The sequence below is a fragment of the Streptomyces sp. NRRL S-646 genome (assembly GCF_000720765.1).
Taxonomy (GTDB): domain Bacteria; phylum Actinomycetota; class Actinomycetes; order Streptomycetales; family Streptomycetaceae; genus Streptomyces.
In genome coordinates this window covers 126026-139430 of record NZ_JODC01000017.1, presented here as the reverse complement: position 1 = coordinate 139430, position 13405 = coordinate 126026, and the positions used below count along the sequence as shown (strand labels likewise).

The window sequence follows — 13405 nt, the reverse complement described above, 5'->3', positions numbered from 1 at the left end:
CCTCTACCTACGCGACAGCAGGTGGCAATACTCAGTTGTCAGTTCGCAGCCGGAGAAGCCGTATCGTCGGCCTTGATGTCGAAGTTGATCTTGTCTCCGTCGACTGAGGAAACCTTGACCGTCACGCCCAAAGTGCTGCCGTCGTTCGCTTTGAGTGTGCAGCGGGTGGTGTTACCAACCTTCCCGGTCAGGGCCTCGGGACAGGTGACGTTTGGCTTGGGCTGACCCGTCGTGGCGGCGAGCCTTTCGGCGACGGTGGTTGCCAACTTGTCCGCAGACAGCTTCGGCTCGGACTTTCCAACGTCGACCGAGGCCGAGCAGCCGACGAGCAATGCGCCAACGGCCACTGCCGAAATACCCCAAGTTGCGGCGGACAAGCGAGCTGCGGCCATGATGGGTTCCATTTCTTGTGATCAAGGTAAAGCGTCACAGGAAGCATAGTTGACAGGACCACTCCGAATACGAGCCAGAGAAGCACAGGCCGCCATGACGGCATATATCAGCCCACCCGGGTAACCGACACAGCACCATGACCCCTTCGCTTCACCTACAAGTAATCTCCACCAGTGATGGGCAAACGGGAGCAATCAACGACTGCGGCCCAGATCCGAGGGCGAGGCGCATACGTCCACCCGCGTCAACACCCCTGTGATTCGGCTCACTCGCGAATAGGAACTATGTCATGTTGTCACCCGGCGCGTCGGCCGAGTTCGGGTGCATCCCCATCTCGTTTACAGTCTCGCGTCCGTCATAATCTTGAATCATGGAGCTACTGGTAGGGATTCTGGTGAAGGTGTTCTTCTTCGCCTTCATCGTAGGCATGTTCACCTTCGTGATCAGGATGTTCGTGCGCGGACACAAGGAGGAAGCACGCATCAGGGACGGATGGAAGAAGCTCGCACAGATCGCCTCAGAACGCGACTGGACATACACAGCACGCGCGAGAGGGGAGGTCGACCAGTATTGCGGCGTGGGACCCATGCCCAGCCGAGGCGAGAATTTGAGCGCCTGGCACTACACCACGGGTGAGTTCCGTGGTCGTTCCTTCAAATACTTCGAGCATCGCTACAACAGTCCCATGTCGGGCGGTGAAGCTGCAGAGCGTAAGCGGCCCATCATCGAGAGCGTCTTCGTTGTCACGGCTCCTGGCTCGGGGCCGTCTGTCGAGGTACTCCAACCGAGCAAGCTGGACGCGATGCTCGACCGACGGCCCAGGATGCCGCTCGGCGTGCCGGAATTTGATGAGGGATTTCGGGTCGTTGCCGAGGACGAAACCTTTGTCCGGAATGCCTTGAGTGCTGGCGTGGTGCCCTTTCTACTCGCACATCCTCAAGCTAAGAAGTCCCCACTTCAATTGCGTGACAACGAATTGTTCACATGGTACACGGGCACCCTCGCTCCAGAGGCTGTCGATGAGAAGTTGAACTACCTGTGCGATGTGCTCGACCGGATTCCGGCACAGGCTTGGACTGCTGCCTGAAAAACCAGAGTGCCCCTGGCCACGGAGCCTGAGGTTCACCGGGGCAAGGGGCACTCTGACGTCGAGGATTCCGTTAGGCGGAATTTTCGTCAGCCGGGCGTACCGTCCTGATGAATGCCTTGAAGTCCTCAATGACCTGGCCGAGTTGGCTCGGCTTCGCAGTAAGGAAAACTTCGAGGACGACACGCTTCGCCGGGTCCTTGACGTCCTCCAGGCCGAGGTAAACCTGGCTCTGGAGTAGTTCCAGAGGTTCTCCCCTCAAGGTGGTGGAGAGGCGGAGGTTCTGAACCACGCCTGGGGAGTCCGTCAAGCCCGGGACAACCGCAGTGCCGACTTCTCTCTTCTTGACGACCTCTACAGGCCCCGCCTGCTCCAGTCGCCGCACCGACTCATCGGCGATCTGCCAGAGGCTCGCGCTGTCGTTGCGCATCCGCCCAGCGATGGTGATGTTCGCCGTGAACTCGTCCCTGGAGGCGGGGTGGAGTGCGACGAAAGCTACGCCGGGCGCCCCCACTTCATCCGGCGGAGCGGCCTGCCAGCCGTCCGGCAGGGAGAATGAGATCTTGATCGGCAACGTGGTGGCCATCGTGAATCCACTTCCTTGATGAGCCTCAGCTCAGGCTAAAACCAACTGCCGACCGTGCTGTCCCAACCTTCACCCACCGCGTCAGCCACATGATCGACCGAGTCGACCACCTTGCCGGGATCGATGGTGACATCGACAGCTCCCTTGGCGCCGAGGCCCAGGCCGAGGCCATACTCTCCACCGATGGTGAACTTGCCGTCCTTCATGCCGAAGTCGGCGCTGGCGGAGGCACCCACCCCGGCCCAGGCCTCACCGCTGACACCGGCGCCGACACCTCCGACGTCAGCGGAAACCGACCCTGTGGCCTTGGCTCCAGCGAACGCCTCTGCCCCGGCGTGCAGTCCGTCCTTGCCGGCAGAAACGTTCGTCGAGGCTTCGCCGCCCACAAAGCCCTTTGCCTCGGCCTTGCCTGAGGCGGGCCCATATTCCGCACTGCCGCTCGCGGAGGCCTGTGCCAAATATGCGCTCCCCGAAGCACCGGCCTGCAGCTGCCCATTTGCGAAGCTTGAACCAATGGAGCCGTCCACCCCTAGGGCGGCAACGCCCATTGCACCCTTAAACTTGACGTCCCCCGCCGTTGCCCTCCAGTCATCCTCTGCCGACCAGACCTTGGCTTCGCCTGTCCACTCGGCGAGCTTGACCTTGACTCCGACCCCTTTGCGGGGCGCGTCCTCGGACTCCGGTTTATCACGGATGTACCAGTTGCCCTCGGCGTCCTTGCCCCACTCCTTTTGCGTACGGCCCCAGCGACCGTCTTTCCGCCACTTCTCCTTCTCCCAGGCCCATGCGTTGGGAGAAGCGGCAGATTTGCCGACTCCGTGCTTACTGGCCCATGACTCAGCAGCCGCATCCACCTCGTCCCTGGCCTTCGCAAGCCAGTCAGGGCTGTCAGAGGCACCCCCCGCCAGGTCGTCGAGCTTCTCAGCCAAGGCCTCGGCTTCGTGCTGAAGGTGCTGGCGCGCAGATTTCAGCACCTCTTCTGCCGAGTCTTGTTGCCCGCCCGCCCATTGCTCGATCGCTGTCGCCGCCTGCTGCTGCGCCCAGCTCAGCATGGAGGAATACGAGGTGACAGCAGTGGCTGCCCCCGACATCGCGTCAGCAGCGAGGTACCAGTTGGTCTTCTCTTTGGACAGGGTGGGCCAGAAGACGTCGCTTGCCTGACCGGTCCAGCCCGGGATGCGCAACCCATGCAGACCATCGCCAATTCCGTTGAACTTGTCCGACCAGTTCGTAAGGTCGGTGGCAAGCTGGCCCAGCTTTTCGACGTCTCCCGGGATGAGCTCCCTCGGGTCGGTCGTCTCCCCGAGTGCGGCAGCCATGAATATGGATCCCCTGTCCCTAACCCAAGTCCGACTTAACCGAATTCACCGCGTCACGAATGTTGTCATCCGTCTTCGCATAGTTGTTGCTAGCCGAATTCAGTCCCTCGGCCAAGGTCGCTGCACAGTTGGCGAGGAACCCTGCGCCCGACTGCCACGTCGCACTGAATGTCGCCAATGCCGAGGCTGCCGCGTCGGCACCGAACGAGGAACCTTGCTTGGCCAGCGGCCCGAGGTCGACCTTTTCGACCGGCGTCAGACACTCGAGAATGTTCGAAGCACCCTTTTTAAGGATCTCGGGGTCTACTTCGAGATCAGTCACCGCGAGATCCCCTTTTCAACTCCGCCTGCACGCAGACGAATTGGCAGCAATCTGATGAACACTACCACCAAGATCGCGCACATACTCGCGGCCCCCACCACCCCTTCACCTCAACTCCAAACCTCGGGCGTCGAGGCTGTACAGATAGGAAGCACATTCGGGCGGCACAGCCATCCTCAAGCTTGGCGCACCTCAAAGCACCGATGACGCATCAGATTCACCAGCGACTGGCCGACCCCGTCGCGCTGCCGCGTGGCTACGAAGAAGCCTCACTGCCCGTACGGGGGCTGCTGAGTGTAGGGATTGGGGTGTTGTGGTGGCTGTGCAGGAGGAGAGGGGTATCCATATGGCTGATTGGCGACTGGGGAGGAGTACGGGGGTTGAGTGGTCGACGGCATCGCTTGCTGTGGCGGGTAGCCCATGTTCTGCGGGTAGGGCCCGCTGATAGGGCTGCGGTTCACCAAGTTGCGACGACTGCGAGTTACGGCGAAGACGACGACGGCGATGACGGCTCCGAGGCCGATAACGCCGACAAGAAGGACGATGGCGCCCATTGAGGAGGATCCCTTCTTTTCCTTGGCCTGGTTCGTGCTGTCGTTGCCGGCGTCAGTACTCGCAGCCGTGGACGGCGACGCCTGGGCGAGCGGGCCTTGCGTGGGCCCCTTGGGAATATTCCTTGTCAGCGCCGCGTACGGGCGGATGATTCCGTAGCCGTACTTCTCGTCAGGCACCTTCTTGACGCCATGAGTGAGGAAGGTGGCTGACTTGATCATGCGGTTGATGACCTGGCCAGCGGTGAGGTCAGGGTATTTGGCGCGGATGAGGGCCGCGGTGGCGGAAACATAGGCAGTCGCGTCGGATGTGCCATCAGCTTTTGCGTAGCCATTAGAATAGCCCGTGTCGGCCCCTACGATGTTCACTCCGGGAGCTGTAAGCGTAACTCCGTTACCGAAATTTGAGTTAGACCAGAGATTGAGTGACTCGTCAACGGCACCCACCGCTACCACGCCAGGCAATTTAGCGGGATATTCGATACCGGCAATTCCATCATTTCCCACACCGGCCACGACAACAACGTCGTGCTGTTGGGCATACGTGACGGCCTCGGCCGCCTCCGAACCAGGTCCGGCAGAAGAATCAATGAATGACATATTGATTACCGATGCCCCGTGATCTACTGCATAGCGGACCCCGGATGGCCACTCGTCACCAACGCCCTTGTCTCCGGCCTTAATCGGCAGAATCTTGGCCTTGGGTGCCAAGCCGATCACGCCTGCAGAGTTATTTGGTCCGTGTCCATGACCTGCAATGATGCTTGCCATGCCGGTGCCATGACCGTCAGTGTCGTCCTGGGCGTCTCCGCCGCTCCCAGAGAAGTCCTTACCCTTCAACACCTGCCCGGTCAAATCAGGGTGGCTTCCGTCTACTCCGCTATCAAGGACCGCAACCGTGACACCTTGCCCCTGTGACTCTGACCAGACTTTCTTGAAGTTGATGACGTCGATAACCCACTGCTTGTCTCGGATGTAATCGGCTGACGCAGTGGGAGCCGAGGTGAGGAGCAAGGCTCCTGTAAACGCCGCGACTCCTGTCGTGGACCAGAATCGCTTGACACTCAATCCCTTGTTCCTATCTCAACTAAAATTGGTTCCACTAGCCTTTACGGCGGAACAGCACTCATGGGGCCCCACGACCGGCCGCACTGGCTCCGCCTCGGGCAGTCGGGCCGGCTGGCTGCGCCGCCCATCAACGAAGGGCCCTTGCAAAGCCTCCCCTGTGGGTAGACCTGGCTCGGCGCCCGGCCCAACTAGGCCACTGCCGCCTCGCCCCAAGGAGCGCCAACTGCCTGGACCGCCTTCGCCAAGCCGCACCGAGCTGTGGCGCATCCCGATGGCATTGGGAGCACTACCAGCAGTACTCGGACCGTGACGGACGAGCACCGTCTTCCCCCGCTGATGTGGTGAGTTGCTCTTACTGGCCTTGGTGCGGGGGCTGTTGGGCGTAAGGGTTGGGGTGCTGCGGGGACTGGCCAGGAGGCGTGGGGTAGCCCTGGTTGGGCGGGGTGTTGGGGTACGGCTGGTAGCCCGTCGGGGGCTGGGGCGGGTAGCCCGCGCCGTGCGGGGGCATTCCGCCGCCGTTGCCGGGGCCGCCGTTGCCGCGGTTTCGGCGGCTGCGGATTACTGCGAAGACGATGCCGATGACGACCACGGCGGCTGCGATGCCGGCGATGAGGAGGATGCCGCCGGAGGAGGAGTGCTTCTTATCCTTCGCCTGGCTCGTGCTGTTGTTGCCCGCGGAGGCAGCGCCGGACTCCGTGGACGTGGATGGCAACGCTTGGGCCAGGGGGCCTTCCTTGGAACCCTTGGGGATGTCCATCGTCAGGGCAGAACCTGGGCGGGCGATGCCGTAGCCCAATTCACTATCGGGGGCCTTCTTACCTGTGTTGTTCAGGAAGGACGCCGACTTGATCAGACGGTTGACGATCTGACCTGCGGTCAGGTCGGGGTACTTGGAGCGCAAGAGTGCGACGATGGCTGATACATAGGCTGTGGAGTCAGATGTTCCGTCTCCCACCGTGTAACCACTTTTCGTGGTCGGGTCGGCGTGGGCGACTTCCACTCCGGGCGCCGCAACGATGACTTTCCCGGTATTCGACTTAGACCAAGGGTTGAGGCCCTTGTCCACAGCAGAGACAGCCACCACGCCCGGGAGAGCGGCTGGATAATTGACCGTCCCTCCATCGTTTCCCGCAGCCGCTACGACTACGACATTATGCGATTGCGCATATTCAATTGCCTTGGCGGCTTTTGAGCCAGGATAGGCGGAAGAATCGTCGAGTGACAAGTTGATTACTGAGGCGCCGTGCTCTACCGCGTAGCGGACTCCAGCCGTCCAACCCGCAGTATCAATCTTGCCCCCAGTCGGATCATCTGCCGACCGCTCAGCCCCACTCACCCGCACCGGAAGAATCTTTGCTTTGGGCGCAAGACCCATCACGCCCTCGGAACCATTTACTCCATGTCCGTGTCCAGCGATTAGGCTGGCCATTCCAGTACCATGCCCGACAGTATCTTCGTGTGGCTTTCCGGCGCCGCTGAAGTCCTTACCTGGGAGAACTTGTCCGGTGAGATCCGGGTGACTGGAATCTACACCTGAGTCAATTACAGCAACTGTGACTCCCGCCCCCTGCGAGGTCTTCCAAACTTTCTCGGCGTTGTACACCGTCAAGGGCCACTGCGCATCCCGGACGGCGTCTGCTGCGGCAACTGGGGCTGATGTGAGGAGCAAGGCTCCCGTCAACGCCACGACACCAGTCGTGGACCCGACTCGCTTGAAACCCAATTCCTTGCTCCTCACTCACCTATGACTGGAGGACACCAGCCTTCATATGGGCACACAACGAATATTCGTCCGGCCCACCTACGTGCTTACTCGATGGTCCGCGGTACGTTCCGGTTGCGGTCCTCTTCCGAGATCCAGGTTTCTTCGTCCTCGACCAGGTAGTCGGGACGGTCTCCCTGGTTATTCTCTTTCTCGGACCGTCGCCCCTTGCCGCCCGCCCCGCCAGCTGCGCCGGCCTGCGTTCCGCCCCGGCTGCCGTGCAACCCTGCACCGCCGCCAGCACCCTTGCCGACCCCCTTGGCCGCACCGACCACACCGCCACGGGCCCTAGCGAGGGCTCCACGCCCGCCGGCACTGGCTCCGCCTCGGCCAGCCGCGCCGGCACCGCCGCCACCCATGCCGCCCATACCGGCTCGACCTCCGGCACCGCGGCCTGCTGCCGCCCCGCCACCAGCCAGACCACCGCGACCGCCCATGGCTCCAATGCCACCGCGTCCAGCAGCGCCAGCCGCGAGACCACCTGCTTCGCCAGCAGCCAGGCCACCTACGCTCTGAGCTCCACCGGTACCAAAGCCGCCGAGGCCGCCACCGCCGACACTGGGCCCGCCAACGCCTGTGCTGGGGCCAGGACCAGTCATGCCGGGGGAGATGCTGTCCACATTAGTCTTGGCCGTCGGGACCGTTGGAAGCTGCGAACCTCCTGTGATACCAGGGTCACGGGGCACCGTAGGCGTCGGCTTAATGCTCGTCGTCGGCCCAGCACTCCACGGCTTGGTCGTGCTGCTTCCGCCGCTTGGACGCGGGCTGCTAGCAGTCGGCATGGAAATGGGGGTGGGCATCGGCGTTTGGGGATTCGGGGGCGCGAAAGGGTCCGGTTTGGGGTCCTCCCGGAAGGTTCCGCCCGCGTAAGCCTTGTAATTGACCCCCAGCTGCTCCATGATCGCCACCCCCTTCAGCTGCTCTTCCTTGCCCTTCGACAAGGAGTCGGCGTTCGCCTGACGAGCGGCGTCCGTGCTCACGCCCTTGTTGATGTCTGCCAGCAGCTGCTCATCACTGCGGTTGTCGTCCGTGAGCTTGTCCCAGGCGCTGTCCCAACCTGACGGCTCCTTAACGTCCCGCATCTTGGTAATGGAGTTCCGCAGGTCGTTCTGGACGGCGTGCATGGTCTCGCCATAGTGATTGGCCCACGCAGCGCCGTTACGGATGTTCCCCATGATCTCGTTGGCCTTCTTGCGGAACGCCTCGGCCGCCTCGCCCTCCCAGTGCTCGAGGACGTTTTCCACATGGCTCTGCATCATGCCCGCGACGCTGTCCTTCGCGGAAACCGAGTCCACGCCACCGGTCTTACCGTCACCGTCTCCACCGGACAGGATGTTGTGGACCGACTTCCAGTGCTGGCTGACCTCGTAGATCCGGTCGGGGTCCGCGTCCAGGATCATGGAACGCAGCTCTGGGATGCCCATCTTCATGAAGTGCGTGTCGAGCTTGCTGCGATCCGGGCCCCCCATTCCACCATCGGGAAGCGACTCAAGCTTTTCGTTGTGCTTGTCCTTGATCCGCTGCTTCTCTGCCTCTTGCTGGGCCTTGATCTGCTCAGCGCTGTAGTACTCGCCGCCGTACATCCTCGAACATTCCCTCCGTCAGTGACCGGTCGCTGAACCGCTTAGTAGCCTGCGCCCTTGGGAGTAGCACTCACACCTTGCGCGTTTGCCTGCTCCTGGTTGCTGTACTTGTCCCTGACCTTCGAGGTGCTCGTGCTGAAGTCGTCGATCAGCCCGTGCAGCGCCTTGATGATGCCTTCGATCCTGGCCTTCTGCTTCTCATGCGCGGTGTGAAGCTCGTTCGACTCCAGGAACTGCATGCTGCCAAACGCTGTACTCGGGATGTCCGTCTCGTACTTGGCCTTCGTGTTGGCCTTGTCCATGTCCGAGAGAAGGCCGTTGAGCTTGCGGATGACTTCATCCAGCGCGCTCAGATCAACCCGCATTCCATTACTCATACCCCGTTGTCCTCTCCCCTGTTCTTCAAGTTGTCAGCACCACTCAGAACCCAGCTCATCGCCCAGCCCGTCCAACCCGCCGACTCCGCCAGTCCCGCAAAGCCACCCCACTCCCCGCAGCCACCAGCACCGCCGCAAGCCCCGTCCCCAGCACATAAATGGCTGTCCGGCGCTCCCGTTCCGCCTCGCTCTCCCCCATGGTCACAGCCATGGGAACGACCCCGCCAGAGCCGGCCTTCACTGCCGGGTCCGGGGTCGGTGAAGACGCCGGTTTCGAATCGTCCGACAGGGCGGCCACCGGATCGATCACGCCCCAGCCGATGTAGCGGTTCGGGCCACGCCCCGGGCGCTGGGCGGTCTGCTCGATCCGGGTGGCGATCTGATCCGCCGTCCAGCCCGAGTGATTCTCCTTCAGCAGAGCTGCGACGCCCGCGACGTACGGCGCGGCGAAGCTCGTGCCGTCGGCAGTGCACTGGCCGCCCTTGGGGACCGTCGAGACCATGTCGACGCCCGGTGCCGCGACGTCCACGAAGTCGCCCGCCTGTGAGAAGTAGGCGCGTTCGTCGTTGCGGTCGGAGGCGGCGACCGCCAGGACGCCCGGGTAGGACGCGGGGTACGTGTCCGCGGACTTGCCGTCGGCTCCGTCGTTGCCGGCGGCCGCCACGATCAGGGCGCCCCTCTTCACGGCCGCCGCCACGCTGTCCCGGAGTACCTGGTTGTCCTGCTTGTCCGCGGTGTCCGAGGAGATGTTGATGATCTTCGCGCCCGAGACGGACGCGTCGTGGATCGCCTGGGCCATGGTCTTCGAGTTGCCCTGCTTGTTCTCTCCGCCCGTGTAGCGGAAGGACAGGATCTTGGCGTCCGGCGCGATGCCTTCGAAGCCCGTACCGTGCATCGGACGGGCAGCGATGATGCCCGCCACGCGGGTGCCGTGTCCCTCGAGGTCCTTGTTCGCGCCGCCGCCGACGTAGGTCTTCCCGGGGCCGGCCATGGCGCGGCTGAGCTGAGGATTCGAGCTGTCCACGCCTGTGTCGATCACCGCGACCGTCACGCCCTTGCCCGTAGCCTGCCCCCACAGCTGGTCCAGGAGGACCCGCTGGAGCGACCAGGGCGTGGACTTGATGACCGGGCCGTCGAAGACGCACTCCGAGCTCGACGCCAGGCCGAACTTCGCGCCCCCGGAGCCAGGGCTGTCGGATGCGAGCGCCGGCGGTGCCACCGCAACGCAGATCCCGGTTGCCGCAAGCACGCCAAAAACCCGCTGCAGTGCGCGGGTTCCACTGTTGCGGTCGTTGCGGCTACGCGAACGGGCTCTGCGGCCCTTCACGTTCAGGCCCCTCATGTCCAGGCCCCCAGGGCTTCCTTGACGTACCGATGCCGGACGTCCTGATGACGAGTGTGACGATGGACGCGTGTGACAATCGACGAGTGCGATGAATGACGCGTGTGAAGATTTGCGGAATTTGCTGTGTACGCCCCCGAAGCAGAGGACGGCCCAGCTGACGCCGTGGCGTCGGCTGGGCCGATTCTCTTCATCTCATGCGCCTCGGGTCACCGGCTGGCTCAGCCCCAGCTTGCGGCGTTGCTCTTCTCGGTGGACTGGTAGCTCTCGGCGGCGCTCTGCAGCGCCGTGGAGATCTTCAGCAGCGTGTTGTGCAGGTCCTGAGCGGTCTTGTCCCACTCGGTCTGCTTGCGCTGGTAACCCTCCTGCGCCTCGCCTTCCCAGGTGGCGGCGACGCGCTTGACCGCGGCCTCGAGGTCGTCGAGCTGCTGCTTGATGCGCCCGGCGGTCGTACGCACGTCGGTGGAGGCGTTGGTGATGGTTGCGTAATTGACGAGGATCGACATCGTCGTTCCCTTTCAGGAAGAGTCGTAAGGAAGTCGTTCGGATCGGTCAGGATCAGTGGCAGTGGATCGGTCGGAGCCGGGGTACGGCTCAGCCGAAGTCCGACATGATCTTGCTGATCTCGGAGTTCTGCTGCTCTTCCGACGCGGAGTAGTTGCTCCGCGTGGAGTCCACGGCTTCCTTGATGTCGTTGAGGATGTCGCTCATCTTCTTCGCGTCCTGGTTCCAGCGCTCCTGCAGCTGGTGGTAGGACGTGGCCGCCTGGCCCTTCCAGCCGCCGGCGATCTGCTCGATCACTCCGTTGAGGCGGCGGATCTCGCCCTGCAGCTGACCGTTCGCGGTGCTGATGTCACCGGAGAGCTTGGTGAGTTCGTCCTCTGTTACCCGGAACTGGCCGGCCATGTTGAACCTTCCCCCATGTCGTCGTTGATCCGGGAAACCTGCGATGGTGCCCGGAGAAGCTTCGCACCGTTGAGCGCTGCAAACACTCTATCGTCAGCCTGTCTCACATCCACAGGCAAGACCAATCAGTTACACGGCTCACACACTTGAGCGATCATCTTGTGATCAACAGGCCCAGGCTCGCTCAAGTACCCGGTCCGGCCTGCCCGTTGGCGGGGCACCGACCTCAACCGGCAACCCGCCTACAGGAATTCCACGATCACTGGCTCTGCTCCTGCGAGGCGCTGCCCGTGTCCAGCGTCGGGCCCTTGGGAATGAATTCCGCCCAAGTCTGCGGCACCATCGCGGGGTTGGTGATGCCCTCGTAGCCCAGCCGCGTGCGCGCCTTGTCCGTCTCGCTCGCACTCTGCGACGACGCGGTCGACGCGGATGAACCGGCGCCGTTGCCCTTCGCCGCGCTGTCGTTGTTCGACGGCAGCGAGTAGCGCAGGCCCGTGTCCGTCAGCAGGTACTGCGCGCCGCCGCCGCCCGCCACACCGGTGAGTTCCTTGAACAGGAGCCCCGAGCCGGAGGAGACGTAGGCGCTCACCGAACCGGAGACGACCTTCTTCGGGTACGCCGTTCCGGCCCAGGCGGCCAGCTGCGGCTTCTTGTCGGCGCCGAACGTGCCGTCGTAGACACTGCACGAGGTGGTGCGGGCCTGGCCGTTCGCCGTGGACGCGGGGTTGGCCTGGTGCGGGACGTCCTGCGGCCAGCCCTTGTCGGCGTAGAACTTGTACACCGCGCCGCCGTTGGCCGCGATGATGACGTTCTGGCGGACCTTGGCGACCCCGGTCGCCTGGGCCTGGGGCGACTGCTTGAGCAGCTCCGCGACGAACGGCGTGACGGAGGCGATCCTGTCCCCGAGGACCACGTAGTACTGCTTGCCCTGCGCGTCCTCCGACTCCAGCACCTGGCCCACCGTGGTCGCCCCGGAGGGCAGGCCCTTGGCCGTGGTCGTCCCACCCGCGCCCGTGACCGTCGGGAAGGCGATGATCCCGGCGTCGTTGAAAGTGGCCAGCCACTCCTGGCTCACCGGCTGCGGCTCGGCCGACTGGCCGATGACGGCCGAGAGCAGCTGCGCCATGGTCGTCTGGTTGAGCCCCGGTCCCCCGAGCAGGAAACGGTTGCCCGCGCGGTCGATCAGGTAACGCGCCCCGGTCTTGCTGTCCTTGACGTACAGCGCCTCGCCGGAGTCGACCTTGCCGGAATTGTCCAGCGTCTTGGCGTCGGCGGCATTGAGGACGAAGACGGCGCGGTCGATGGAGTCGGCCGACCCTCCCGGCGCCGGCCGCTCGCACACGGCCCACGTCTTCGCCTTCTCCGCGTCGTCCTTGGAGGGCAGGCGGTCCGGGGCGTACGGAATGCCGATCGTCGCGCCGTGCGGGAGATTGCTCTTGTCGATCTCGCTGCCGGGGACCTCGAGGACGCTGCCCTTGCCCTTGTCGAGGAGGAGCTTGGCGGAGGCGTAGTTGAGGACCGGGTGCAGCGTCGCGACCTCCTTGCCGTTCGACGTCTTGTCGTTGATGACGACGTAACGGGTCGTGGAGTCGCTGTCGACGATGATGTACTCGCCGGGCTTGTCCCAGCCCGCCGGCGCGGTCGGCTTGATCACGCCGTACGCGATGAAGCCGATCACCAGGACGACGCCGAGCGCCAGACTGGGCGTCACCGTGCGCATGGGGCGCGGTGCGCCTTCCTCCGAGCCGCCCGGCGACGGTGCCAGGAACGCCGCGACGGTGCGCTTGCGAGCGAAGTTGTAGGCGGCGAGCTCGTCCTGACGCTTGGCCATGGTCCCCGTTTCTCCCGTTTTGTACTGCCGTGTGTACTGCGCGGCCGTGCTCGTTCATGCCCGACCGTGCCCGTGATGCCCGGTCGTGCTCGAACCACCCGAATTCGCCCGAATCGCCAGTGCTCAAGAGGCACTTCAGTCGCGCAGGCACCTACTATGCCCTGCGCCACGGGACGCCGGTTCACCAGGTGTTGGGCCGACCCCGCATCTTCACAGAGCTTCACCACAGCGCTTCACCAACGGGGCCCGGTCCGTGAAAGGCTGGCCACCTGGGGTTT

General features: G+C 63.6%; 13 protein-coding genes. 1 reads left to right on the top strand and 12 read right to left on the bottom strand.

The window, feature by feature from the left end:
- Positions 1–38 precede the first annotated feature (38 nt).
- Positions 39–392, bottom strand: coding sequence for a DUF4333 domain-containing protein (locus IH68_RS0138250; protein ID WP_030945001.1), 354 nt, complete (start codon positions 390–392; stop codon positions 39–41).
- A gap of 371 nt (positions 393–763) precedes the next feature.
- On the opposite strand from IH68_RS0138250, the gene IH68_RS0138245 reads away from it, so the two are divergent.
- The gene (locus tag IH68_RS0138245) at positions 764–1480 is read left to right on the top strand and encodes a hypothetical protein (RefSeq protein ID WP_030944998.1); all 717 of its coding nucleotides are present in this window, start codon (positions 764–766) and stop codon (positions 1478–1480) included.
- A gap of 73 nt (positions 1481–1553) precedes the next feature.
- On the opposite strand, the gene IH68_RS50645 is transcribed toward IH68_RS0138245, so the two are convergent.
- The 11 genes from IH68_RS50645 to eccB all read right to left on the bottom strand — a co-directional run bounded on the left by IH68_RS50645 (position 1554) and on the right by eccB (position 13127).
- On the bottom strand, positions 1554–2066 hold the full coding sequence (locus IH68_RS50645) for a hypothetical protein (RefSeq protein WP_030944995.1): 513 nt from the start codon (positions 2064–2066) through the stop codon (positions 1554–1556).
- A gap of 35 nt (positions 2067–2101) precedes the next feature.
- Positions 2102–3385 carry a putative T7SS-secreted protein gene (locus IH68_RS52060; RefSeq protein ID WP_051833948.1) on the bottom strand — a complete coding sequence of 428 codons (1284 nt, stop codon included), beginning with the start codon at positions 3383–3385 and terminating at the stop codon, positions 2102–2104.
- Between the two features lie 19 nt (positions 3386–3404).
- Positions 3405–3707, bottom strand: a complete 303-nt coding sequence (locus IH68_RS56675; RefSeq protein WP_159403792.1) for a hypothetical protein — start codon at positions 3705–3707, stop codon at positions 3405–3407.
- A 269-nt stretch (positions 3708–3976) separates the two neighbouring features.
- Positions 3977–5272, bottom strand: a complete 1296-nt coding sequence (mycP, locus tag IH68_RS54125; protein WP_078912797.1) for a type VII secretion-associated serine protease mycosin — start codon at positions 5270–5272, stop codon at positions 3977–3979.
- A 406-nt stretch (positions 5273–5678) separates the two neighbouring features.
- Entirely contained in the window at positions 5679–6929 is a 1251-nt protein-coding gene (gene mycP, locus IH68_RS0138225; RefSeq protein WP_234341742.1) for a type VII secretion-associated serine protease mycosin, read from the bottom strand.
- 206 nt (positions 6930–7135) lie between these two features.
- Entirely contained in the window at positions 7136–8671 is a 1536-nt protein-coding gene (locus IH68_RS52055) for a hypothetical protein (protein WP_051833947.1), read from the bottom strand.
- 41 nt (positions 8672–8712) lie between these two features.
- Complete coding sequence (locus tag IH68_RS0138215; protein ID WP_030944983.1) at positions 8713–9048, bottom strand: hypothetical protein; 336 nt, start codon at positions 9046–9048, stop codon at positions 8713–8715.
- Between the two features lie 55 nt (positions 9049–9103).
- Positions 9104–10267, bottom strand: a complete 1164-nt coding sequence (gene mycP, locus IH68_RS0138210; RefSeq protein WP_234341741.1) for a type VII secretion-associated serine protease mycosin — start codon at positions 10265–10267, stop codon at positions 9104–9106.
- A 344-nt stretch (positions 10268–10611) separates the two neighbouring features.
- Positions 10612–10896 (bottom strand): WXG100 family type VII secretion target, encoded by a 285-nt coding sequence (locus IH68_RS0138205; RefSeq protein ID WP_030944977.1) that lies wholly within the window; start codon positions 10894–10896, stop codon positions 10612–10614.
- A gap of 88 nt (positions 10897–10984) precedes the next feature.
- Complete coding sequence (locus IH68_RS0138200) at positions 10985–11296, bottom strand: WXG100 family type VII secretion target (RefSeq protein ID WP_030944974.1); 312 nt, start codon at positions 11294–11296, stop codon at positions 10985–10987.
- Between the two features lie 259 nt (positions 11297–11555).
- Complete coding sequence (gene eccB / locus IH68_RS0138195) at positions 11556–13127, bottom strand: type VII secretion protein EccB (protein WP_030944971.1); 1572 nt, start codon at positions 13125–13127, stop codon at positions 11556–11558.
- Positions 13128–13405 lie beyond the last annotated feature (278 nt).